We start from the raw sequence: 24313 nt of genomic DNA, 5'->3' as shown, positions 1-24313 counted from the left end.
TTACTCCACTTTCACCACTTCTAGATGGGGACCACCTAAAAGTACCAGGTATTTTTCAACTTGCTCTTGGCCATAGGAACGACGAAGAGCTTCTGCATAGAGATCGAGCTGATCCCGGTAGCGTTCAACCAATTGGCTAGAAACCTTGTAGTGATCCGTCTTATAATCAAAGAGCAAGATCCGGTCTTCTAGCACCACGTAACCATCCAAGATCCCCCGCACGACAAAGTCCTCTCCACTTGCTGGATCTTTCTTCAGCATGGCAAAAGGAGCTTCGCGGCGGACTCGAGAGGCTTCTTTTTGAAGCAAGGTCCCCAAAGGTGTCTCATAGAAAGCAAGGATGGCCTCTAGCTTGATGCGGGCTTTGACCGCTGGCTCTGCTTGAACTTGCTCCAAGGCTTGACGCAGCTTATCCAGCGTGATTTCTTCCTCAAGAGGCACGCGCTGCATGAGTTCATGGACAGCACTGCCGACTTGGGCTCCTGTCACAGCTTTTTCTTGACCAAAAGTTGGAAGCTCAAAGTCAGGCGTCACAGTCTTTGCATCCATGATCTGGACGCCATTGGCATCCATGACTGGCTCGTAGAATTTCTTGATCTGACTAGGAGTACGTACACTTGGTAAATGAATGGCCGGAGCATAGAGCTGATTGAGCCGATCAACATTTTCCAAGATATCCAAGGCCCGACGAATATCCTCGGACTGACGGACATCCTTGAGCTGATCCAGGCGGGAATCCTTCTCCTTCTCTAGCGGTTCCAGCTGATCTGGTGTCAGGTCTTCGTCTGTCACAAAACGCGTGTCATAGGCCAGGGTATTCTTGGTAAACACATCTTGAATAGCAAAGAGCCAGTCCTGATATGAGGTCCATTCTTTTCGTTTTTCCGGATCCAATTTGCCATTGCGACTGGTCCCCCAATCAGTATCTCGCAGTTTGTCCTCGCGGCCTTTTCCGACCAGATAGAGCTTGAGCTCAGCCCGTGTCATGGCGACATAAAGAAGACGCATCTGCTCCGAAATCGTGGCCAATTTTGTTTCTTCTACGTTCCGTTGGTAGCAAGGCGTTTCGATCTGCAGGCGAATGGTTTCTGGAGCAGCTGGATTTTCTGTCTCAACTGGCAGGTTTGCAACATATTTAAAGCCAATCCCTTTTTGACGACTGAGAATGATTGGCCCCGATTGATCCTTACGGTTAAAGACCTTGTCCATATTGAGGATAAAGACATACTTGAATTCCAGCCCCTTACTCTTATGGACGGTCATGAGCTGGACGGCATCTTTTGGCGCCGCAAGAGGGACGCTGGCCAAATCGTGTTCATTTTCGATCACCTTGTCAATCATGGCAATGAAGCGCGACAAGCCCTTAAAGCTGGCTTTTTCATAATCATTGGCCCGAAGCGTCAAGGCATAGAGGTTGGCCTGGCGCTGGGCGCCATTTGGAAGGGCGCCGACATAGTCATAGTAATAGCGATCCTCATAGATTTTCCACAGCAAATCATAGAGCGAACGGGTCTTGGCAGCAGCTCTCCAAGTAGATAAAACTTTGAGGAAGTTCTCGATTTTAGCTGAGAGCTTGGCATCAATCAGATTTGCATGCTCTGCAGTCTTTTCAAGGGCTAACTGGACCTTGTGGTAGAAGGCCATTTGCTTTTGTTCTGGAAGGGTCTGCAAGGAAATCCGTGCCAATTCATCCTCATCAAAGTCAAACATGGGGGATTTCATAAGGGCTACTAAGGGATAATCATGCAAGGGATTGTTAATGGTCCGCAAGGTATCCAACATGACCATCACTTCCAGTGACTCAAGATAATGCGCCTGTCCGCTATCTGCCACAATCGGAATATGGTACTGGTCAAAGGCTTCCAGAATCGCATCATTTCGCGTTCGAGTCGCCGTTAAGAGCGTGATCTCTTTAAAGGGCACTTTTTCTACCCGATGGAGACGTAAAATTTCTTTGATGACTAGGAGAATTTCTCCCTTGGAAATCGTCTCGACTCCAAGAGGAGCTTCCTCGTCTTCGGTCTTTTCTTCCTGATCTTGGGAGCCATCATAGAGCAAAAATTCTGCCCGATGTTGAGGCAAGGCCATCCGCTGCTTATCGCTACCTGCAACCAGATAGTGGGTTTGATTGTAGTCAATCTCGCCTACTTCTTCGTCCATCAAATGGCGAAAGACATCATTGGTCGCGTCCAATACTTCCACATGACTCCGGAAATTTTCCTTGAGGGGGATCAACCGCCCTTTCGCCCCTTCTTCTTGGTAGGCTTTAAATTTATCATTAAAAATCTGTGGATCTGCCTGACGGAAGCGATAAATCGATTGCTTGATATCCCCCACCATGAAGCGATTGTGGCCATTTGACAGCAAATCCAACATCCGCTCTTGGGTGTGGTTGGTATCCTGGTACTCATCGACCATGACCTCATGATAACGCTCTTGAAAGGCTTGTCTCACCTCTGGGAATTGCTCTAAAATTTGAATGGCAAAATGACTGATATCCCCAAATTCATAAGCTTTTTCTTGGATTTTTCGCTCCAGATAAGCGCGAGCAAAGTCTCTGATAAAGTCCCGAAGCAAGGAGAGCATGGGGCCTTCTTCTTGGTGGTAGGCTTGTTGAAATTCCAGCTGATAGAGCTGATTTTCCAAGTCTCTGAGGCGGTTGATATGTATGGTTTTATCCTGGTTATAAGCCGTGACTAACTCTTTCAACTCTTCTTTTCGGGCTCTGTTGGTCAAGGCTCCCCCATTTGAAGCCCGACTAATCGCCACGACCGCCTTTAGGACAGAGGTCACTTGCTCTTTATTGGTGCGACCTGTCAGGCTTCCAATCTGATCGAGCACCTCTTCTACAGCTTCCAAATATTTAGCCTTACCAAATGCTTGGCCTTCATTGGACAAATGAAAGGCAAAAAAGCTTTCTGCCTCATAAAGGGCTTGCTGGATGCTCTCCATCAGATCGCCTTCAACCTGCTCAAAATCGGTCTCCTCATAACCTTTTAGGAAATGATCCTCCAGCCATTTCTCCGGATCACTGGTTGACTGAAGAAAGTCATAGATCTGATAGACCTGTTCTTTAAACAAGGTCAAATTTTTGCGCTGCCCCGTGAAATTCTTGACCATCTGCACAAAGGCTTCTTGGTTTTCCCCCTGGTAATAGCGGTCAAAAACAGCTTGAAAGACTTCATTTTGTAAGAGGCGTTGCTCACTAGCGTTTTGCAAAATGCGAAACTGAGGCGCCAACCCAAGCAAATAGCCATAGCGCGTTAGGACCTTTTGGGTAAAGGAGTCCATGGTTCCGATATCGCTAGTAGCGACATCTGCGATTTGACGGGCCAGGTGTTGCTTGAGCTCTGAGTCATCACTTGCTTGCAGGGCTTTTCCAAGTTCACTTTCCAAACGCTCCTTGAGCTCTCCAGCTGCCTTGACCGTAAAGGTCGAGATAAAGAGCTCCTTAATCGAAATGCCACGCTGCATCTGATCCAAAATCCTTTGCACCATGACAAAGGTCTTTCCTGATCCAGCAGAGGCTGACACCAAGATATTGGTCCCCGAACTATAGATGGCATCGATCTGTTCTGGTGTTCGCTTTTGCTCTTTGGTAGAAGCTGCCTCTTGGGCCTGAAGGGCCTTGATTTCTTCTCTTGTCAAAAATGCTTGTTTGATCATTTGTTCAAGACCTCCTTCATCTTCTCGATCCAAGCGGCTTTCACTTTTTCACCGCGTATGCCTTTTTGGTCTAGTTTGGTCAAGAACCGTGCCTGACCTAGGTGACGATCGGCTTCAAATCCCGTGATGGATTTAAACTGCTCCACGAATGGTGCGATATTGCGCCCATTTTCACTATAGGGATTGATGGCAAATTGCCCCTTGAGAATCCCTTCTGCTGCTGTTTTATAGAGATAAGCGTTGTACAAGAGGAGCAAGTCCAGTTCTTCCTTACTCAGCATCATGGCCTTGTTTTTATCATAGGCCTCGCCCAGATAAGGCGCCTGATCTGCCATAAAGAGTCCCTTGTACTGTTGACTTTTCATGGTTTGGTTGATGGCATCCTCTACTGTCTTGGTCTTTTTCAGATCCACTACAGGATCTCCCATTTCCAAATACATGGCCCCGAAAATCCCCTGCTCCTCTTGGTATTCCTTCAAATCCTGAATCGCAGAAAGATAGGTCGGCAATTGAGAATTCAGTCCATTAAAGAACTTGTCATAGTGGAACTGCGTCAGACTGGACTTGTAGTCCACGACTCCGAGGGCCCCCTGATCCCTCAATTGATCAATGCGATCCACCTTGCCTCGTAGCTGCAGGAGACGGCCATCAGACAATGGATAAGAGGTATGGGCGCTTCCGCCAAAGAGGGTCTCCTCACCGATAGTCTCGATGCCATTTTGCTGGGCGAGGACCCGCCCTGTTGTTTTCGCAGTATCAAGAAGCAAGTTGCGAATAAACTCGGTCTCTCCATTTTCTCCATACAATTGCTGGAACTCTGCTTCTTGGCTGGTTTCTCGAATTGCCTCGTTTAAACGCTGATCAAACGCTTGATCGGAGCTATCTTTTAAGACTTTTTCAAAGATCCGGTGCAAGAAATTCCCATGACTGCGAGCGTCTGGCCGGATGGTTTCATCCTCTTGTAAGCCCAAGACATAGCGCAGATAAAAAGCATACTGGTGCTTGTAGTATTCATTCAAGGCAGATGCAGATAATGTCAAGGCTTTGCCCTCTGGATAGAGCGCTTGAAGCGTATCCGACTGAAGCTGACGGCTCTTTAATTCCGTTGAAATCTGAGGAATCTGAATGCCTTCAGCGGCTAATTTCTTGCGCAAGACCCGTACCGCCACACCCCAAAAGCTGGCTTCTTCAGGAGACAACTCACTCGTAATTTCTTCTTGATGGAGTTCGATCACGCGCGCTAAAAGTGCTCGGTAGGTACCAATATCATCACTCGAAGCTTGGGCTTGTTTGGTCGTCCATTCGATGGCAATAGGTTTCTTGGTCAATTCGACAAGGTAAGGCGAGACACTATCTTCCATTTCATTGACCAAGCTAGGGGCCGATAGGACCAGTTGGTTGGTCGCCGCATTGAGGAGCGAAACCGCCACAAAGCGATTTTTCTTGAGATTTTCACTAGTCACCACCTGGAGCTCTGTTCCTTCTTGGGTAGCCTCATTCAGCTGCTGGCGCTCTTCTTCACTGAGTAGAGAGGTGTTCTGAGCAATCTTTGGAAAACGCTCCTGGGTCAGCCCGATCGCGTAGACATAAGGCGCTGTCAAGGGTTCAATCAAGTCATAGGACTGAACCGTCACCACATCGACCGTAGCAGGAACTGTCCGGTATTGAGACAATTGCATCCCCGATAAGAGGAGGGCCAAAAAGTCATCCACTGTCAGCTCTTGGTCCTCAAAGACCAGGTTCAACTCCTCTAAGACATGGAGAAAGGCCTTCCAGACCTGGTCATAGCGCTCCTGCTCCTCCAAAACGAGATCCTTGATCAAAGCTTGTAGATTCTGAGAAAGTTGAGCCTCTTGCAGAAACTCTGTAAAGGCGGTTAAGAGATGGGTCACCTTTTGTTTGCGCTGTGAAAAGAAGGGAGCTAGAGGTTCTACGACGCGTTCCCGGAGAGTATTAAGCTCTTCCAAATTAAACTTGCCCTGACGATTGCTAGTAAAAGGCTTGTGAAATTTTGTAGCACCCTTTACTTCCGCAAAGCGAAGGTATTGCTCAAAAGCATCGACTTCTTCTTGCGTCAGATCACTATACAGACCCGTTTTTAACAGATTGATGACGTCTTCTGTCTGGTAATTGAACTGCTTGATCCGACCTAATGATTCAATGACCTGAATCAAGGGATGGTGGACCATAGATTCACTTCGTCCCAAGTAAAAGGGGATCTGATACTGGTCAAAAATGGTCTTGAGCTGCAGTTGATAAGCTTCTACATCGCCTAACAAGACTCGAATATCCCGATAGCGGGCCCCATCATGAAGACGCTGACGGATGGATTTAGCGACAAATTCCAACTCTTCTTTTTGCGTGTTGGTTTGCCAGAGTTGGACCGCTGTTCGATCGTGTTCCTTGAGCTCATTTTCCACTTGTGAAAAATCGTAGCGCGCTTCTAGCATGCGGGTAATGCGACTAAAGGAGTCTTCGATCGCTTGCCCACAATACTGGGGCTGTACCTCAAAATTCTTTGCCAGCTGAAGGAGAAAGTCAACACTGGCTTGGTAAAAATTGCCCTCTCTAAAGCTTGCCCGATAGGCTTTTTCACTGGCATAGACCCCGATGACAATCTCCACTCCTTTTCGATGAAGGAGACTGATCAAGGCCTCTTCTTCTGCAGAAAAACGCGTGAAGCCATCGACGACGATCGCCACATCCTGTAATTGCTCTTCCAGCTGCCCTTCTTCAACCTGATTGAGGAAAAAGGCAATCTTGGACTGGGATTCATACTGATGCTTGACCAGCATCTCAGAGACAGCTTCAAAAATCGCCAAGAGGTCCTCTCTTTTTTCAGCTTCCTCGAGCAACTCTAAATCGGTAAAATCCATCTGGGCCGTCTGCAATTCATGATAGAGCTGGACTAATTGCTGGATAAACTGAGGATCCTTGCGCAGGGCCCCGTAAACTTTGAGATCCTGCTCCTTCATCTGAGACAGAGCTTTAAAAAATAGCATACCTAGACCGATGTCATCCAAGGGTTGCTCCTCAAAGACCTGATTCAGGATGAAATAACGGGCCATTTGCGCAAAGCGCGTGACGGTAATGGCAAAAGAAGCCTGACCTTCTAAATAGGACAAGACCTTGGCTTCTTTTTCAAAAGAAAGAGAGTTGGGCGCAATGTAAAACACACGCTTGCCCTGTTCTACTAACCCTACGGCTTCTTGTGTCAGGACCTGGATCAAGGGGGTCCGAACATCCGTATAGAGTAATTTCATCCGATCCGTTCTCCTTTTGGCATTTTCTTGAGAGCTTGTTATCTTCTTATTATATCATTTTCACAGGAGGGACTAAAGCAAGAAGTCATGCTCCTCTTGGCCCAATATTAGGAGATTTATGCTACAATAAAAGTTGAAGAGACAGAAAGGATACCACCTATGACCAGCATTTATGATTTTTCTTTAGAAAACCAACAAGGAGAGGAGATTCCCCTTTCCCACTACCAAGGCAAGGTCCTCATCGTGGTCAATACAGCAACAGGCTGTGGCTTGACCCCGCAATACCAAGGACTGCAAGATCTCTACCTGCGCTACCAGGAAAAAGGGCTTGAAATCCTAGACATTCCCTGTAACCAATTCATGGGGCAGGCACCAGGAACTGCAGAAGAAATCAATAGCTTCTGCAGCCTCAACTACCAGACCACCTTCCCACGATTCGCCAAAGCCAAGGTCAATGGTAAAGAAGCCCTTCCTCTTTATGACTGGCTTAAAAGCCAAGCTGCCGGGCCACTAGGCAAACGCATCGAATGGAACTTCGCAAAATTTGTCATCGACCGACAAGGCCACGTCGCCCAACGCTTCTCCTCCAAAACAGAACCAGCTGCTATGGAAGACTTGATCCAAGAATTACTTGAGAAATAAGCAAAAAGCCTGAAAGTGAAGTCAGGCTTTTTGATGAATGACTATTTATTTTCGAGACTTTCCGCTGTGAGAAAAGTGCCTGAAACAATAACGTTTCAGGCACTCGGAATTATTGAGACCTTAGGCTCAATAATTAGTCATGGAACTTCCTGGATTGCTGAAATCATCCACTGGATAATTTCACCTGACGTCCGTACTCACCTAAGGAAAGTTTCTAAGAAGTCATTATCCATAAGCCAAAAAAGCCTGAGCCAACGCTCAAGCTTTTTTTATTAATCAATTTCAAGTCCACCGGTGTAGAGGCGGTAATAGGTTCCACGTTCTGCCATCAAGGAAGCATGGTTGCCTCGTTCGATAATACGTCCGTGGTCCATCACCATGATGACATCGGAATTGACAATTGTCGATAGACGGTGGGCGATGACAAAGACTGTCCGACCTTCCATCAGGCGATCCATCCCTTCTTGCACCATTTTCTCTGTCCGCGAGTCAATCGAAGACGTCGCTTCATCCAGAATCAAGACAGGCGCATTGGCAAGGGCTGCACGGGCAATGGCGATTAATTGTCGTTGACCATTTGATAGGCCAGCCCCATCATCCGTCAAGACTGTCTCATAGCCCTGATCCAAGTGCTTGACAAAGGAATCCACATTGGCAATCCGAGCTGCTTCAAGGATTTCTTCCCGTGTTGCATCAGCACGGCCATAAGCGATGTTTTCCGCTATCGTACCAGTAAATAAGTGGGTATCTTGAAGAACGATTCCGAGGGAACGACGAAGAGAATCTTTCTCAATCAATTTAATATCGATTCCATCATAAGTGATCATTCCGGATTGGATATCATAGAACCGGTTGATCAAGTTGGTGATAGTTGTCTTTCCTGCACCAGTCGCTCCGACAAAGGCCACTTTTTGTCCCTTATCCGCGTACAAGTTGATGCCATGAAGGATTTGTTTCTTCCCATCATAAGAGAAATCAACATCATCAAAGACCACATTTCCGACCATCTTCACAAGCTGGTAATCTCCATTCGGACGTGGGTGTTTCCAAGCCCATTTGTTGGTTTTCTGATCGGTTTCGACCATTTCTCCATCGACCAGTTCATAATTGACCAACGTCACTTTTCCTTGGTCGACTTCTTCTTCTTCGTCCAAAAGATCAAAGACACGATCTCCACCAGCCAAGGCCATGAGGACAAAGTTCAATTGTTGAGAGACCTGGGCAATCGGACCTGTGAAGGAACGGTTCAATTGCAGAAAGGCCATGAGACCACCAATGGTTAAACCACCGACACCGTTTAGCGCAAAGAGTCCACCGATCAAGGCTGTTAAAACAAAGGAAACATTTCCCAAGTTCCCAAGAATCGGCATGAGGACATTGGCATAGCGGTTAGCCTGGTAGGAAGACTCAAAGAGTTGGTCATTGATGCGGTCAAAATCCTCAATGCTTTCTCTTTCATGCACAAAGGCCTTGACCACTTTTTGACCAGACATCATTTCTTCAATAAAGCCGTTCTCAATCCCCAAGTTCTTTTGTTGTGCCCCGAAGTAACGACCTGACTTGCCAGAAACATCCTTGATGATAAAGACCATGACGATAACCATGAAGAGAACAATCAAGAACAAGAGTGGACTAACCGTCAGCATGGTAATCGTTACCCCAAGGATGGTAATCGCTGAGGATAAAAGTTGAGGAATGGATTGTTCAATCGCTTGGCGAAGAGCATCAATATCATTGGTATAGATAGACATGATGTCCCCGTGTTGGTGGGTATCAAAGTAACGAACGGGCAGTTTTTGCATGCGAGCAAACAACTGATTTCGAAGACTTCTAAGTGAGTCTTGTGAAACAGTCGCCATAATCAAGGTAAAGCCATAGTTGGCAAGGACCCCGATCAAACAGATCAAACCAACTCGTGTCAAGAAGGACAAGAGCGGTCCGAAATCATGGCTGTTGCTTGTCAGCATGGGCTCCACATAGACGTCGACCAAGGACTGAATCGAAGCTGTCACATTGACCGTCGCAAGAGACGATAGAACGATCAAGATAGAGGAGATGATCAAGGACAACTTGTAGTTTTTCCAAAGGAAGTCGAGCAGGCGAAGGATTGAGCCTAGATTTGCTTTTTTCTTAGTTTTCATCTGCTTCTCCTTTCCCTTGTGTTTGCATTTCATATACTTCTTGGTAGATGGCATTGGTCGCAAGCAATTCCTCGTGACGACCGATGGCATCAATCTGACCATCATTCATCACGATGATGCGATCCGCATCTTGAATAGAGGAAATCCGTTGACCAATGATGATTTTAGTAGTCTCTTTCAAGCTCCTTGCCAATCCTTGACGGATTAAACTGTCGGTCTTGGTATCGACCGCAGAAGTTGAATCATCCAAGATCAAGATCTTTGGATTCATGAGGAGAGCACGCGCGATACAGAGACGTTGACGTTGGCCACCGGACACATTGGATCCCCCACGCTCAATCATTGTGTCATAGCCCTCTTTGAAATCTTGAATAAATTCATCGGCTTGGGCAATCTTACAGGCTTCGATAATCTCTTCATCCGTCGCATCTTTATTCCCCCAGCGCATATTCTCTTTAATCGTACCAGAGAAAAGGACATTGGTTTGAAGAACCATCGCCACTTGCTTACGAAGGGAATCAAGGTCGTATTCTTTGACATCGTGACCTGCTACTGTCACTCGACCAGACTCAACATCATAGAGACGAGGAATCAACTGCACCAAGCTCGATTTCCCTGATCCTGTTCCTCCCAAGATGCCAATGACTTCCCCTGAACGAATGGAAAGATTAATGCCTTGCAAGACATGGGTCTTGTCCCCATTTTCATCGGTATAGGCAAAAGTCACATCCTCAAAGTTGATCGATCCATCTGCGACTTCTTTAATCCCATTTTCCGGAGAGACAATGGTCGCTTTGGTCGTCAAGACTTCATTGATCCGCTCGACTGAGGCCATGGAAATTGACAACATGACAAAAATCATCATAAACATCATGAGGGACATCAGAATGGTCATGGTGTAGCTAAACATAGAGGTCAAATTCCCAGTAGAGAGTTGGCCACCAACGATCAGATGTGCCCCAATCCAGGAGATCAAAAGGAAGGAAGCATACATGGAAAGCATCATAGCTGGGCTACTCAAGACAACGACACGAATAGCCTTCATAAACATATTATAAATCAAACGTGAAGCCTTCTTGAATTTAACCGTTTCATCTGCTTCCTTAACGTAGGACTTCACCACCCGCATATTAGTGATGTTTTCTTGAATGCTGTTGTTGAGATTGTCATAAGCTTCAAATACTTCTGTAAAGAGCGGATACACAATCTTCATGATGATACTTAAGACAGCCGCCAAAAAGATGGTTACATAAACAAAGATCATGGCCATTTCCGGATTGATCATGAAACAAGCTACAATGGCAAAGATCAAATTGAGCGGTGCCCGCACACAAATCCGGATCACCATTTGATAGGCATTTTGCACATTGGTCACATCCGTCATCATCCGAGTGACTAACCCACCTGATGAGAACTGATCAATATTTTCAAATGAGAAGGTTTGGACTTTTTTGAAAATGGCCCGACGAAGGTTTTTGGCAAAACCAGCGGAAGCATAGGCGCCATAACGGGCAGACTGCATTCCACAAAAGAGGGAGAGGAAGGCACAGACCAGCATGAGCCCACCATAAAACAAAATATTGTTCATGTTTCTTTGTTGAACACCCTGGTCCAATAAACTCGCCATGACAAAGGGAATCGAAATTTCAAACATGACTTCAAAGACCATGAACAAGGAAGCCAATATTGAGGGCTTCTTGAATTCCTTGATCTCGGAAATTAAGGATCGAATCATCATTACCTCCAAAGTTTTTCATACTTTTTTCTGCGGTAGAAGCAAAGCTTTTTCCCACCGAAAAATAGGTCAAAACACACAAAATTCCCTGAGGGAAAGACCCTAGGGATTACGCGTTTTTCATAATCTTCATTGTAACCTAAATTGCAAAAAAATGCAAGATTTTTAGACAGCATCCGTTTTTCTGTTGATCCAGTACAAAAGAGTCTGGGACAAAAGTCCTAGCCTCTCAATTGTCTTTGGATTGTCGAGCAAGACGCAGTAGTTGAGTGGGCCCTACTACGCTGATTTCATCAGCTTTTACAGCCCTACTCAACTGTGCGGAGGTGGGACGACGAAATCGAATTCTAACGAATGACCGATTTCTGTCCCACTCTCTCTATGCCTATCCTATCTTATTCTTCCTTAGACGTAGCAACAAGATTCAAGAAACGATCAAAGTAAGACTTGTTTTGTTTCAAATCCTTTTTCAGTCTTTGTGCCTCTATCAATTCATCCGTAATCAAGCCATCAATGGGTTGTTGCAAATACTTCGTCAACTTCTGCTTGTCATTGATGGTCCAAACATAGAGCTCTTTTTTCATCTCATGGGCCTGGGTCACCAATTCCTCCTGATAAGAAAAGTCTTCAATCGCAAAGAAGTCGACCGAATCATTCTCAAAGCGACCGAATTGAATGGGAATAACATAGCCAGTCTTGATCTCAGGAGCTTTTTTCTCGACCTTTTCCATGACCGACAGATCCAAAGACATGGCCGGATAGTCTTTTTCAACCCCCAGCTCCCTCATTTTCTGGACAAAGAGATCCACATAATTAGCAGGCTCTCCACCATGGGGCTTAAGCTCGACTAACAACTTCATGTTCAATTCTTTGGCCCGTTTAACATATTCTTCAAAAGAAGGGATATGACTCGTGTGACCATCCTGCTGAATCTTGAGGCCTTGCACCTCAGCTAGGGTCATATCTTTCACATCCTTGTCCACCCCAGCAAGGCGCTTGAGATTGTAGTCATGCATGACGACAAATTGATGGTCCTTGGTGAGAAGAATATCCATCTCTGCATAAGCCGCCTTTCCCTTGGCTGCTGCTTCTAGGGCTTCCAGGGAATTTTCTACCCCTTTAGAGACATCGCCACGATGGGCGATGAGCTTGATCTGATCATTGACTTTTAGTGTTGCCAGTTCAAAAGCTGAAATCCCCGATTGCAGCACGAGAAAGACCACTGTCAGAGCAAAGAGCCCCTTCATCTTTCGACTGCCTTTGGAGTGCATGACCGATCGGCTCGGTACTTCCCATGCAGAATCCAAGATGATGCCGAGCGATCCCACCTTTGTCAAGACTGTAAAAATAAACAGGAAGGTCCGAATCAAGACCAAAAAGATGGTCTCCACCCAGAAATACTGCCCCTCTTTATCGATCACCGTCAAGGTAAAGACCAGACCCAAGACCAGCAAAATCCCTAGAAAGGTTAAGAGAAACTCAAAGGACAGAATTCTCCATAAGAGACGAAAGCTTCCTCTTTTGGTCATGCTCCAGCTTTTTTTCAAGGCACGACCAAATGGCAGCTCCTCTACCACTAGGTTAGGAACCGTATAGATGAGGCGAAGATTGAGATAGATAAGGGTCAGCTGCACCACTAAGAGCCCGATGGAGCCCATCGTAGTCTTTTCAAACTCCCCTGTGATAAAGGTTGGAATAAAAAGCCCATCTGTCAGGGTCGATCCAATCAAAACCCCTGCGACAGGCAAGGTCAAAAGGAGATAGAGCAGAAAGTAAAGCAGGTTTCTCCCCGCTAGATCCTTCAAGCGACCAAATGATTGGCCTAACACCTTTTTAAAGGACAAGTGCCGATCGGTTCGCGACAGGTAAATAACCGAAATCAGGGTCCGCATTTCCAGCATAAACAAGAAAGCAAAGACCATGATAAAGACCAAAAGAGCCAGCAAGCTCAAGGGATGGCTCATCACAGAGACCAAGTTGTTCTTATCGATATTGGCCTGACCCGCAAGCAAGACTGCCAGTTGAAAGAGCCAACTCAAGGTCGCAGCCCCAATACCAACGACAAATTGTAGCAAAATCCCAATTGCGATAAAGGACCATTTGTTGCGCCAGATCAAGTAAAAGGCCCCCTTCAGGTCCTGCCAGTAAGTCCGTTTCATCTCAATCCCTTTCCTTTCTTTTATTCCCTTAGAATAGCGGAAAAGCCCTCCCTTGTCAATGACTTGCACAAGAAAAAGGCTGGGAAACCCAACCTTTTCTGATCATTCTGCTAAGAGCACTTCTTTGATGGTTTGTTTTTGGAGTTTTCTGTTGGATAGATAAAAGAGGCTTTCGTAAACCACAGCAAAACCGAGCAAGGTCCAGAAGCACACATTCCCATCAAAGTGATGCTCAATCTTTTCAGGTACCGTGTCTTTGATCACACCAATCAAGATTTCCATGATGCCATATTGATAAGCTGTCCCAAGGGCAAATCCTAGATAAGCCCAGAAACGATAAGGAGCGAGAATATGACTTTGGCATTCACGATCAGTGTAGCCAAATGCCTTCATAAGAGCCAAGGTTTCGCGACTTTCTGAGACCACAATTCCCAATGACAAAAAGAGGATCGAGAAAGAAAGAATCAAGCCAATCATGATCATCATGGTTTGGATGATGTCATCTGTGTAGTCCCTAAGGCCAAAAGACAATTGAACCATGGCCGCAAAACACATGGAGCCAAAGATCACAAAAAACAAGATCGATTTTCTCCCCCAAATCAGCGACGAAGACAGCTCTTTTAGGAAGGATTTCTCTTTCTTAGGGGCCCTCTTTCTCCTTTGGACCTTGATTGGACTTAGAGATTTTTTCAATAAGCGAAGTGCTGGCGTTTGGAGTTGTCTTCTAGCATAGCCAATCGCGAGAAGCATAAAGAAGCTCGTTGGCAGGATCACCAAGGCAAGCAAGAGCTGCCAGTGAAAATGAATGGTGATTTCTGGCAGGATCCCCTTCTCATTACGGAAGTCATAAAAATGTCCCATCATGAGAAAGGAAGCAAAATAACCAAGAAACGCTCCAGCCCCAAAACTGAGTCCAAAGGCCCAAAATCGTTTCGCCAACTGGCCATTGCTGTAGCCCAAAGCCTTTAAAATTCCTAATTGTTCCTTGTGGTCATCGACAAATTGTTTGATATAAAAACACATGAGAAGGACCGACGTCAAAGACAAGACGACTCCACTGACCATGGCCACCATCCAGGAAAGCGAAACCTGGGCATCATAGTAGGTCTGAATCATGGGATTAGTTTTCGAAATCTCCAACTGCTCGATATCCAGATAAAAATTCAAGAAGAGATTGGCCACAAAGACCGCACAGGCTCCAATGATACTAACGACAACTAATTTTCGAATATCTTTTACTGAAAACATAGCTTACCATCCAATCTCATAAGCAGTCTGAGGTTGATCATTGGTCACAACTTCGGTAATCTTGCCACTATTGACACGAATGATGGTTTTAGCCATATCCGCAATATTTTGGTTGTGCGTCACCATGATGAGGGTAAAGCCAAGCTTCTCCTTTAATTTCCAGATATAGTCGAGAATCTTGCGCCCTGTTTCTTCATCGAGAGCTCCCGTCGGCTCATCTAAGAAAAGAATCTCTGGCCTTTTGGCCAAGGCTCGGGCAATGGAGACTCTCTGCTGTTCCCCACCCGACAATTCACTCGGATACTTGTCCAGCTTATCGCCAAGTCCCAAATCCTCGATGATCTGCAAAAAATCATGATTGTCTGCCAGGTCAGCTCCCATCTTTACATTTTGTCTAACCGTTAGATTCGGCAATAGATAATACTGCTGGAAAATAAAGGCAATCTTCTCCCGTCTAAAGGCCGTCAATTGAGCATCCGTGAGTTGTGATAAATCTTGTCCTTGAATGAGGATATGCCCCTCGTCTACCTTTTCTAATCCTGATAACACATTTAAGAGAGTTGATTTCCCCGATCCAGAAGGACCGAGGATCACCACATCATCCTTGTCTTGAATCTGCAAATCAATCCCTTTTAAAACCTTAGTTTGGCCGTAACTTTTGTGCACATTTTCTAGTTGAATCATTTCTTTCCTACCATTTCTTTGATGAGAGATTGACAAACCTCTGTAAGTAATCCAATCACTTCTTCCATGCTGAACTGATAAATACCAGAAGCAACCATAGAGGCCATCCCGTGTGAGTAGATAAATAAATGCTGGTACAAGCGACTAGCCTCCTCTAGAGTCAAAGGATAGTCTGCGACAATCGAATCCAGAACCAATTGGTAACTATGATCCTTCATGGGAAGAAAATCTTGAAAGCGACGAATCGGATCTTTGCTAGGATTTTGGAAAAGCAATTGAAAGAGTTGGGGCTCTTTTGAGGCGAAAAGGATATAAGCAACCCCGACAGATCGAAAAGGCTTTTCATCTTCTAAGGCCTTGCGAATATACTCCACCACGACCATCTCCGCAGCACCAATAACCTCTGCCTGTAACTCAGACATATTAGCAAATTGTCCAAAAATCACTCTTGGTGTGGCTCCCAGTTGCTCCGCTAATGCTCTAGCCGTCAAACTAGCCATTCCCTCTTCTCTCACCAATTGTAAAGCTGTCCCAATGATAGCCTCTTTACTAAATTTAACCTTGGGTGGCATAAGACTCCTTTCACGCAACATTTGTTGCGCAACACTTGTTACCTATAAGGTTACCATAAAATAGAAAGATTTGTCAAGATAAATCTGAATACTACAAAACAAAAAACCAGCCCACCGATAAGAGTGGAATCTGGTTTACTAACAAGATTCTAAGGCAAATCATTTCCCGCCGCCAAGTAGATTTGGTACCATTCCTTGCGAGTTAGGGTGACTGTTGCTGCTTTTCCTGCTTCAAGGACATGCTGGGGTTTGGTCGTTCCGATGACCGCCTGCATCTTACCAGGATAGCGGAGGACCCAGGCAAGGGCGATAGCTGTCGGTGTGACCTGGTATTTTTTCGCCAAGTCAGTAAGGACGTGATTGAGGGCTGCAAACTCTTCCTTGCCGACAAAATTCCCCTTGAAATAGCCATGCTGGAGGACAGACCAAGCTTGAATCACCGTATCGGTTAAGCGACAATACTCAAAGACACTGCCATCTCGCACGGCTGCTTTTGGCCCTTCCATATTGACATGAAAACCAGCTTCAAAGCTCGGTGTAAAGGCTGCACTCAACTGCAACTGGTTGACCTTGAGAGGTTGTTTGACAGCCGTCTTAAGCAATTCCATCATCATAGGATTTTGATTGGACACCCCAAAATTACGGACCTTGCCCGCTTGCTCCAAGTGATCAAAAGCTGCCGCCACTTCTTCCGGCTCCATGAGGGCATCCGGTCGGTGAAGGAGAAGACTATCTAAGCGCTCAATCTGCAGACGCTCAAGAATACCGTCGACGGAGTCCAAAATATAGTCCTTAGAAAAATCGAAATAGGTAAAGCCGTCTTTGCGAATCCCACACTTGGACTGAATCCACATCTGGTCCCGAAGATCCGGACGACGCTTGAGAACCTTACCCAGCAGGACCTCACACTGGCCATCGCCATAGATATCCGCTAAGTCAAAAGTGTTGATCCCAATCGACAAAGCTGCCTCTACCAAGGCCTCCACCTCATCTTCACTCATCTGACTGATCCGCATCATCCCAAGGACAATCGTGGACAGACGCTCATTTTCAGCAAACTCAATATAGTTCATGTCCGCCTCCTTTTCTGTAGTTCTATTGTAGTGAAAAGGTTTGCAAAAGTCAATTTGCAAGCAAAAAGCCCTCAGCAATAACTGAGAGCTTACAGGTTAAAGTAGAATTTCTTATTCTTCCTCGTCATCCAATTCCACTTCACCATGGATTCGGATATACTCCTCACGCTTTCGATCCAATTCTTCCCAGAGTGGCTCATCAATGGCTTTCATTACTTCTATCTCTTCCAAGCTAATGTCAACCGCTTCATCGTAGGTCAAATGCAACAGATCTGCATGTTTCGTTTTAAATTCTTCAATGCTCAGCCATGTTTCCTTATCATCTTCGCTGATGTGACCACAAATAGCAGATGCTACCTCAATGACCATGATATAAAGAGCTCGCTTATCAACCGTTAGAATGTCCTTATGAGTCGTGATGATTCGTAGATAGTCTCCTTTTTCTCGTCCATCACTTTCATAGGAATCTTCAAAATTTAAATTTATATCTTCATACTTAAAAGTTGCCCAGGGATCATTGCCTACTCTAAAATCAGCCATTCCCCAACGCTCATCATTTGAAGAAAATTTATCCAAACTAACACTAAAATAGAAGTCATCATCACGTGCATAAGAAAAACCAACCTTCACTCCCTTACGTTCCTTGAACCACATTTTCCAAGGATATTCCATACAGGCTTGATAAATGCTAGTTTCATAGTTGCCTTTAAGATATAGTCTCACTCGTCATCCTCATCATCATAAACACGTTCACCATGGATTTTAATGTATTCCTCACGTTTTCTATCCAATTCTTCCCAGATAGGATCGTCAGCAACATCAATCGTCTGAATTTCCTCCAGACTCATTTCGTTTGCTTCCTCAAAGGTCAGAGATAAGATATCTTTATGTTTTTCCTTGAATTCCTCGATTGTTATCCATGTTTTCTTGTCATCTTCGCTAATTTGTCCATTAAAGACTGTAGCAATCTCAATAGCCATGATATAGAACGCTCTTTTATCAAGAGTGAGCAATTCAAGATGGGTAGAGGCCAAACGTAAACATTCTCCATTTTCGCGAAAATCTGTTACATAAGCATCTTCATAATCTAAATTCAAATATTCATCTATTTGTGAATAAAAACGATATTTTATCCCTTCTTGTATCGGGACATAAAACCAACGTTCGTCATAATCCTGTTTATCTAGTTTTAGATGAATGGCTATATCATTCCCATCTCTGATTTGAAGAAATCCAGAATAGGAGAGAGGGATCCCTTCACCTTGATAACTTTCATACCACATTCTCTTCGCTAGTTCTAAGTAATCGAACGGAATTTCTTTTGTGTAGTCACCTTTGATGTAAATTCTCACTCCTCTTCCTCATCGTCATATACACGTTCGCCATGGATTTTGATGTATTCCTCACGTTTTCGATCTAATTCTTCCCAGATGGGATCATCAATAGCATCAATCGTCTGAATTTCCTCCAGACTCATTTCATTTGCTTCATCAAAGGTCAGAGATAAGATATCTTGGTGCTTTTCCTTGAACTCCTCGATTCTTAGCCATGTTTTCTTATCATCTTCACTAATTTTCCCATCAATCGCAGTCGCAATTTCAAGTGCCATAATATACATAGCTCGTTTATCAACTGTTAATACATCTAGATAATTTGAAGCGATTCTTAGATAAGCACCCTTTTCTCTACCGTCGCTTTCATAACTTCCTTCATAATCCAAATCAATATTTTCATATTTTTGAGAATTGATTGCACTACCACCTTTTGCCTTAACATCTTTCCAACGAGAGCCACTTGCTCCCCACTTATCTAACCGTAAAGACAGATAGAAGTCATTTTGTAGCATCTCATCATCTCCGACATTTGAGAAACTTATTTCTTGACCATTTCTTTCTTTAAACCACATTTTCCATGCAAGTTCTCTGTATCCAAAAGGCACTTTTCTAGTATAGTCTCCTTTGATATATAGTCTCATACACTTCACCTAATTTCCGTAATAGTTTCGGTATCCTTTCCAGATTCTTTCTACAATTTCACTCTTCACACTTTTATCTAGATTCTTTATCTTTTTAGTTTTATTCACCCAATCCAATATATCTGTTTTGCTTGAAATACTATTAACATCTATAGCTTCGTTAAGAGAATAGCCCGACTTCCCACTTCCAGATTGAACCTGAAATAATCCATCACCATTAGGACCACTATGTGGCTCCCAATCTACACGAATGTTCTCTTTTCGATTTCCTACTCGGGCTTCAATTTGTGGACCGCCTTTACCAGAAATGGTCTTACTCGTCGGTTTATTTGACTTCCAGCTGTCGTAGTTGCTAGAATAATTGACTTGAATTTCAGAGTTTGCGCTACCTGTTTTACTAATAGCGGATCCTGTAGATACTACACCACTAAATATGAGTGCGTTTCCTGCATCTAAAGCAAGCTCTGCTGCAGTTGTTCCAGCAATAAAGCTTGCCCCACCTGTCTCAGGAGCCAAGGCTAAACCTCCAGTTTCTGCAGCTACACTAGTAAAGTCAAGTAGTAAACCTGATAACATCTGACTAACTCCACCCCAAAATTCAGCAGAATTAGCTTCAAAATTTTCTTGAAGAAGTTCTTGATATTTTTCATTGATCATTTTCGTAGAAGCACTATCATACTTCCCATTTTTTAGCACAGAAAAATTATCATTTTTTTGATAATGACGATCTTTATAAGCGCTATTATCAATAATTTCAATTAAATTCCCTTCATTGTCAATTTTTAGAGTATGGTTATAATCATCAATAATTTTTTTCCACTGTGACCGATCATGTCCTTTTAAGCGTTTTTTTAACTCTTCCCGATAATAGGTATCACCATCATCTGATAATAACATATCTCTCGACGCTTGATTTAAAGTTCTTGTTAAGGCATCCTGATAGTCTCTTTTAGCATAGGAAACAACTTTTGTTTGTTTCATTTTGTCAAACCAAGTCATGTCTACACTATCCGAATAGTAATTTCCGTTGCTATCGACTATAATTTGACTTAGTTGTCCAGCTCCTTCAATCGCTAAATTAAGAATTTCAAGACTGTCTGAAAAATACTGATTGACTTGCTCAACAAACCACACTAATTTTTCAATTTTTTCTTCAAGATCTTTGATTTGCATCCGTGTTTTATCAGCCAATTCATGAAGTACTCTATTTTCTGATAAATTTTGATCCAGATTTGCGGTAAGAAATGCTCCTACACGATTAAAAAAATCCTCATTCTTTCTGATTAGATCTTGATACTTTGAAAGCTGTTTTTCCCAACTCTGTTTTTGTGTCTTCAAATCATCTAAATCTAATTCTCCATATTTTGATACAACTGCATCCGCATTTTTGTATGAATTTAATTCAATCTGAATATCGTCGATCGCTTCTTGTAATTTTTTGATACATGGGATAATAATATTTCCAAATAAATTTTTCCCTGCCTCATATGCAGCACCTTGAAGTCTTCCTGCTTCGATTTCTGCAATTAAATGATCACTTCCACTAGTAAGTTTTTCTGTAATCTGAGTAGCAATTTGAATATTACTACTCATAGCTTCAATCAGAGCAGCAGATTCTGATGAACTGTATCTCACTCCCACGGCAAACTATTCCTTTCTCTTATCAATTTTTCTCTCTGAATGTCTAAGTTTTTTAAAACATTCCTAAACTCTTCACTAACACCATCCATCTGTCTAACTACATAATTTCTTGCAATTAAATCCATTTCATTCTTTTCTTGAAAAAATAAAATATTTTGAGATGAAATAGACATTTTTTCTTCTGCTTCTCGTGTGATCAACGAAAGATCTTCTAAAAATTCATCTAAACTTTGTTGATACTCACGACTTAAATTAAAAAAAAGATCTTCTTGTCGCTCTGTTTTCACAATTTCCTGGAATAGTTTATCTCGCTTATTTTTATTAACATCCTCCATCATGGTTAGCTTTCCCATCTTTGAGCCTGTTCTACATCACGTTTTTCAAGCACAGCAGCAATTTGAGGAAATTTATTAGCTTGAATCAGAACAGCTTCACTAAATTTACCCACAGCTTGAAGTAAGTGATTATTTACCTCTTTTCCTTTCTCCATACCTGCTATACCAGCAGAATAAGCAAACTCTATTTGTTTATTCTCATTTTGTGATACATCAACACCAGTTAACTCACCAATAGCTGCTTGCGCATCAATTGGGCTGGATTTTATTTGGAGTTTATCCATACATTCACCCTCAAATCTTATTATTCCCCTCCATCATATCATAATTTAATAAAAAATACATGTTAGCCTGAAGGAATATCGTTTTAAATAGCCCACGATAAATTTCAAGGCATGTTAAAAGCCCTCAGCTGTAACTGAGAGCTTATCTGATTAGCGATAGCTAAGAGCACGTTTAATGGTCTTCCATGGTCCGAGGTCATCGGTCTGAAGGATCAGGCTCGCATAGATACGGGCGATGAGAACTGTTCCCACGATGGTAAAGAGAACCGCAATTCCCAATGAAGCCCAAGATTCAAGACCAGTCGCATAGCCATTAATGGTACGGAAAGGCATGAAGAAGGTTGAAATGAATGGAATGTAGGAACCGATCTTCAATAAGAAGACATCACCGGCACTTCCCAAGGTGGTTACCCCAAAGAAGCTAAAGAGGACTAACATCATTAGTGGCGAAATCGCTTTTCCTGAATCTTCAGGTCGTGCTACTGTGGAGCCTAAGAAGGCAGAGAGCACCACATACATAAAGACCCCAAGGATAATGAAGAAGACGGTATTGAGCGAGATCGCTTCTGCTAGATGTTGGGTAATTGGAGAGTTTGGAGCGAGAAAATCCTTGACAACAGGGATATCTGCTCTAAAGATCCAAACAGCTACTAGCCCAACTACATAGACAAAAATATGGGTAAAAATCACTCCGAAGAGTCCGAGCATGCGTGCGAAGAAATAGTCGGTTGCTTTGATACTAGAGAAGACCACTTCCATGATCTTGGTTCCTTTTTCACTGGCCACTTCTTGGGCTGTGATACCAGAGTAGAACATCAAAATCATATAAAGCAACATTCCTAGAGCACCTGCAACCATGGTTTGCACCATTTTCAAGCCTTCTTTTTTCTCATCAATTTTTTCTTTGAGAGAAACCTGTTGAGACAAGGCTGTCAGTTGCTCTTTGCTTAGATTAGCATGCGCTAGATTGATTCCTTGTTGGACTTGGCTTAATTTCGCAGCGACAAGCGATTTCAAATCTGTTTTCATGGCTTGGTCGCCCACATAAGTGGCTTCTAGCTGGCCATCTTTTTCATCGACCGTTAGGTAAGCAGCTGCTTTCTCATCCTTGATGGCTTTTTTAGCTGCAGCTTCATCCTTGTAGTCCAAGGTCAAGCCATCAGTTCCTTTGAGACTTTCTTTGACAGCTGGAACTTCTGTCACCAAGGCCACCTGGTTTTTGGCATCTGTAGAAGAACCTGTCAGATAACCGATTCCAATGCTCAATCCTAAAAAGAGGAAGGGACCGAAGACCATGAAGAGGAAACTCCATGATTTCACTTGTCTGATATAGGTTTCTTTCATTACGACAAACATCTGTTTCATACTTCTACTCCTGATTCAAGTTTAAAGATCTCGTCAATAGTTGGGGCTTGGTGGTCAAAGGTCGCAAGGTAGTGGCCCTTGGTCAAGCGATCAAATAATTCTGGTCCAGCTGACGCATCATCCAAGATCAGCTTCCAAGTCCCTTGCTTGGTCATGCTGACCTTGGTCACGTGTGGCAGAGCTTCTAACTCTTCTTTGCTAAAGTCGTTTGAGACAAAGAGGCGAGTCTTGCCATAGCTATTCCGGACCTCTTGGACAGGCCCTGAAAGGACAACCGAACCATCACGGATCATTAGGATATCATCACACAACTCTTCGACATTGGTCATGACGTGGTCAGAAAAGATAATGGTTGCCCCACGCTCTTTTTCTTCAAAAATGACCTGCTTGAGCACTTCTGTATTGACCGGATCCAAGCCGCTAAAGGGTTCATCTAAAATGATCAATTTAGGCTCATGGATCAAGGTGATGATCAATTGAACCTTCTGTTGGTTCCCTTTTGAGAGACTCTTTATTTTATCGGTCAATTTTCCTTTTACTTGGAGTTTTTCCATCCAGGTCGGTAATTTTTCCTTGACCTCAGCAGTGCTCATTCCTTTTAAGGCAGCCAAATAGCGGACCTGCTCAAAAATCGTGAGTTTTGGCATAAGACTACGTTCTTCTGGCAAATAGCCAATTTCCTTGTAGGTTTCTTGGGTGATCGCTTTGCCACCTAGGCGAATCTCGCCACTGTAGTCCAAAAAGCGCAAGATACTGTGGAAAATAGTTGTTTTCCCGGCACCATTTTTCCCAACTAAGCCAAGGATATGCCCTTGTTGAGCTGTCAGATCTACTCCGAAGAGAACCTGCTTATTCCCAAAGCTTTTTTCTAAATTTCTAATTTCTAACATAGATGACTCCTCTACTCTTTATAATAACGTTTGGTAATCTTGTATTGTGAGACCAAGATATAGACATAAATCAGTGATACCACTACTAATGCTAACAAGATATCTGTATGGAAAGCAATGCCAACTAAGAATATCGCAATTAAGGAAATCGGTAAGATATAATTGCTTAACTTAATGATAATTTCATAGTTTTCCTCGTAGCTAATCTGCTTTTCTGCTTCATCCATCATACTCATCATAAATTCACGCACTTCCTTGGCATTGGCATTGCGGGGAATCGGTTTTCCATAAATCAGATGGAAGGTCTTGCGAAAGAAGATATCCGATAGGAAAAATAGGGCAATCAAGACAAGAAAGAGATAGAGCATGGTAAAGTCTCCAAAGATAAAAGCCATGTCCCCAGCGCCAGGTCTATCTAAGTAAACCAATTGACTATAAAAAATGACGAATAAAAAGTAGGGCAAGATCATGATGCCTTTAAAAATGGTCGCTAAGCCATATAGTTTTTTCTTCTGGATGTCATAGTGATAGGCTTCATCATCGTCTTCTATTTGGAGCATTTTTTGATGGACTTTTCTCGCGCACATCAGTAAGGTTATCGTGAGTATAAATGCGACTAAGAATAAAACTGCTGAGCCCA

At 43.6% G+C, this 24313-nt stretch carries 19 protein-coding genes; 1 reads left to right on the top strand and 18 read right to left on the bottom strand.

Annotated elements, in window-relative coordinates; genetic code table 11:
* Together addA and rexB are read right to left on the bottom strand one after the other, a co-directional pair.
* Positions 1-3666 carry a helicase-exonuclease AddAB subunit AddA gene (gene addA / locus ADH92_RS07575; protein ID WP_049498002.1) on the bottom strand — a complete coding sequence of 1222 codons (3666 nt, stop codon included), beginning with the start codon at positions 3664-3666 and terminating at the stop codon, positions 1-3.
* A complete protein-coding gene (gene rexB / locus ADH92_RS07570; RefSeq protein WP_049498001.1) occupies positions 3663-6929 on the bottom strand; it encodes an ATP-dependent nuclease subunit B in 3267 nt (1088 codons plus the stop codon). The genes addA and rexB overlap by 4 nt, the downstream gene beginning before the upstream one ends.
* A gap of 159 nt (positions 6930-7088) precedes the next feature.
* Between rexB and ADH92_RS07565 the strand changes: the two genes are divergently transcribed.
* The gene (locus tag ADH92_RS07565; protein ID WP_049498000.1) at positions 7089-7571 is read left to right on the top strand and encodes a glutathione peroxidase; all 483 of its coding nucleotides are present in this window, start codon (positions 7089-7091) and stop codon (positions 7569-7571) included.
* Positions 7572-7843: 272 nt separating this feature from the next.
* Here ADH92_RS07565 and ADH92_RS07560 read toward each other — a convergent pair whose 3' ends face one another.
* From ADH92_RS07560 to ADH92_RS07480, 16 genes are all read right to left on the bottom strand, one after another.
* Positions 7844-9712 carry an ABC transporter ATP-binding protein gene (locus ADH92_RS07560; protein WP_049497999.1) on the bottom strand — a complete coding sequence of 623 codons (1869 nt, stop codon included), beginning with the start codon at positions 9710-9712 and terminating at the stop codon, positions 7844-7846.
* Positions 9702-11447 carry an ABC transporter ATP-binding protein gene (locus tag ADH92_RS07555; RefSeq protein WP_049472343.1) on the bottom strand — a complete coding sequence of 582 codons (1746 nt, stop codon included), beginning with the start codon at positions 11445-11447 and terminating at the stop codon, positions 9702-9704. The genes ADH92_RS07560 and ADH92_RS07555 overlap by 11 nt, the downstream gene beginning before the upstream one ends.
* A gap of 395 nt (positions 11448-11842) precedes the next feature.
* Positions 11843-13606 carry a glycerophosphoryl diester phosphodiesterase membrane domain-containing protein gene (locus tag ADH92_RS07545; RefSeq protein ID WP_049497998.1) on the bottom strand — a complete coding sequence of 588 codons (1764 nt, stop codon included), beginning with the start codon at positions 13604-13606 and terminating at the stop codon, positions 11843-11845.
* 102 nt (positions 13607-13708) lie between these two features.
* On the bottom strand, positions 13709-14854 hold the full coding sequence (locus ADH92_RS07540; RefSeq protein ID WP_049497997.1) for an FtsX-like permease family protein: 1146 nt from the start codon (positions 14852-14854) through the stop codon (positions 13709-13711).
* Positions 14855-14857: 3 nt separating this feature from the next.
* On the bottom strand, positions 14858-15538 hold the full coding sequence (locus ADH92_RS07535) for an ABC transporter ATP-binding protein (protein ID WP_049497996.1): 681 nt from the start codon (positions 15536-15538) through the stop codon (positions 14858-14860).
* On the bottom strand, positions 15535-16110 hold the full coding sequence (locus ADH92_RS07530; RefSeq protein WP_049497995.1) for a TetR/AcrR family transcriptional regulator: 576 nt from the start codon (positions 16108-16110) through the stop codon (positions 15535-15537). Before ADH92_RS07530 ends, ADH92_RS07535 begins: the two co-directional genes overlap by 4 nt.
* Before the next feature lie 149 nt (positions 16111-16259).
* Positions 16260-17183, bottom strand: coding sequence for an aldo/keto reductase (locus ADH92_RS07525; protein WP_049497994.1), 924 nt, complete (start codon positions 17181-17183; stop codon positions 16260-16262).
* A 111-nt stretch (positions 17184-17294) separates the two neighbouring features.
* Complete coding sequence (locus ADH92_RS07520; protein WP_049497993.1) at positions 17295-17906, bottom strand: hypothetical protein; 612 nt, start codon at positions 17904-17906, stop codon at positions 17295-17297.
* Positions 17903-18535, bottom strand: coding sequence for a hypothetical protein (locus ADH92_RS07515; RefSeq protein WP_049497992.1), 633 nt, complete (start codon positions 18533-18535; stop codon positions 17903-17905). Before ADH92_RS07515 ends, ADH92_RS07520 begins: the two co-directional genes overlap by 4 nt.
* The gene (locus ADH92_RS07510; protein WP_049497991.1) at positions 18532-19158 is read right to left on the bottom strand and encodes a hypothetical protein; all 627 of its coding nucleotides are present in this window, start codon (positions 19156-19158) and stop codon (positions 18532-18534) included. Before ADH92_RS07510 ends, ADH92_RS07515 begins: the two co-directional genes overlap by 4 nt.
* Before the next feature lie 9 nt (positions 19159-19167).
* Complete coding sequence (locus tag ADH92_RS07505; protein WP_049497990.1) at positions 19168-20799, bottom strand: virulence protein; 1632 nt, start codon at positions 20797-20799, stop codon at positions 19168-19170.
* Entirely contained in the window at positions 20790-21137 is a 348-nt protein-coding gene (locus ADH92_RS07500; RefSeq protein WP_049497989.1) for a hypothetical protein, read from the bottom strand. Before ADH92_RS07500 ends, ADH92_RS07505 begins: the two co-directional genes overlap by 10 nt.
* Positions 21138-21139: 2 nt before the next feature.
* Positions 21140-21418, bottom strand: a complete 279-nt coding sequence (locus ADH92_RS07495; protein WP_049497988.1) for a hypothetical protein — start codon at positions 21416-21418, stop codon at positions 21140-21142.
* Between the two features lie 150 nt (positions 21419-21568).
* A complete protein-coding gene (locus ADH92_RS07490; protein ID WP_049497987.1) occupies positions 21569-22783 on the bottom strand; it encodes an ABC transporter permease in 1215 nt (404 codons plus the stop codon).
* Positions 22780-23673 carry an ABC transporter ATP-binding protein gene (locus ADH92_RS07485; protein ID WP_021153540.1) on the bottom strand — a complete coding sequence of 298 codons (894 nt, stop codon included), beginning with the start codon at positions 23671-23673 and terminating at the stop codon, positions 22780-22782. Before ADH92_RS07485 ends, ADH92_RS07490 begins: the two co-directional genes overlap by 4 nt.
* Before the next feature lie 11 nt (positions 23674-23684).
* A partial coding sequence (locus ADH92_RS07480) for a DUF3169 family protein (protein WP_049497986.1) occupies positions 23685-24313 on the bottom strand: 629 nt, incomplete at its 5' end.

Source organism: Streptococcus parasanguinis, from assembly GCF_001073155.1.
GTDB lineage: Bacteria > Bacillota > Bacilli > Lactobacillales > Streptococcaceae > Streptococcus > Streptococcus parasanguinis_D.
This window is presented reverse-complemented; position numbering and strand designations above follow the sequence as displayed.

Bases quoted from the DNA above. Each gene is read 5' to 3' on its own strand.
- ADH92_RS07525 (WP_049497994.1), bottom strand. From the start codon at position 17,183: ATGAACTATATTGAGTTTGCTGAAAATGAGCGTCTGTCCACGATTGTC.
- ADH92_RS07495 (WP_049497988.1), bottom strand. From the start codon at position 21,418: ATGGATAAACTCCAAATAAAATCCAGCCCAATTGATGCGCAAGCAGCT.
- ADH92_RS07510 (WP_049497991.1), bottom strand. From the start codon at position 19,158: ATGAGACTATATATCAAAGGAGACTATACTAGAAAAGTGCCTTTTGGA.
- ADH92_RS07565 (WP_049498000.1), top strand. From the start codon at position 7,089: ATGACCAGCATTTATGATTTTTCTTTAGAAAACCAACAAGGAGAGGAG.
- ADH92_RS07540 (WP_049497997.1), bottom strand. From the start codon at position 14,854: ATGTTTTCAGTAAAAGATATTCGAAAATTAGTTGTCGTTAGTATCATT.
- ADH92_RS07490 (WP_049497987.1), bottom strand. From the start codon at position 22,783: ATGAAACAGATGTTTGTCGTAATGAAAGAAACCTATATCAGACAAGTG.
- addA (WP_049498002.1), bottom strand. From the start codon at position 3,666: ATGATCAAACAAGCATTTTTGACAAGAGAAGAAATCAAGGCCCTTCAG.
- rexB (WP_049498001.1), bottom strand. From the start codon at position 6,929: ATGAAATTACTCTATACGGATGTTCGGACCCCCTTGATCCAGGTCCTG.
- ADH92_RS07500 (WP_049497989.1), bottom strand. From the start codon at position 21,137: ATGATGGAGGATGTTAATAAAAATAAGCGAGATAAACTATTCCAGGAA.
- ADH92_RS07545 (WP_049497998.1), bottom strand. From the start codon at position 13,606: ATGAAACGGACTTACTGGCAGGACCTGAAGGGGGCCTTTTACTTGATC.
- ADH92_RS07555 (WP_049472343.1), bottom strand. From the start codon at position 11,447: ATGATTCGATCCTTAATTTCCGAGATCAAGGAATTCAAGAAGCCCTCA.
- ADH92_RS07535 (WP_049497996.1), bottom strand. From the start codon at position 15,538: ATGATTCAACTAGAAAATGTGCACAAAAGTTACGGCCAAACTAAGGTT.
- ADH92_RS07560 (WP_049497999.1), bottom strand. From the start codon at position 9,712: ATGAAAACTAAGAAAAAAGCAAATCTAGGCTCAATCCTTCGCCTGCTC.
- ADH92_RS07485 (WP_021153540.1), bottom strand. From the start codon at position 23,673: ATGTTAGAAATTAGAAATTTAGAAAAAAGCTTTGGGAATAAGCAGGTT.
- ADH92_RS07530 (WP_049497995.1), bottom strand. From the start codon at position 16,110: ATGCCACCCAAGGTTAAATTTAGTAAAGAGGCTATCATTGGGACAGCT.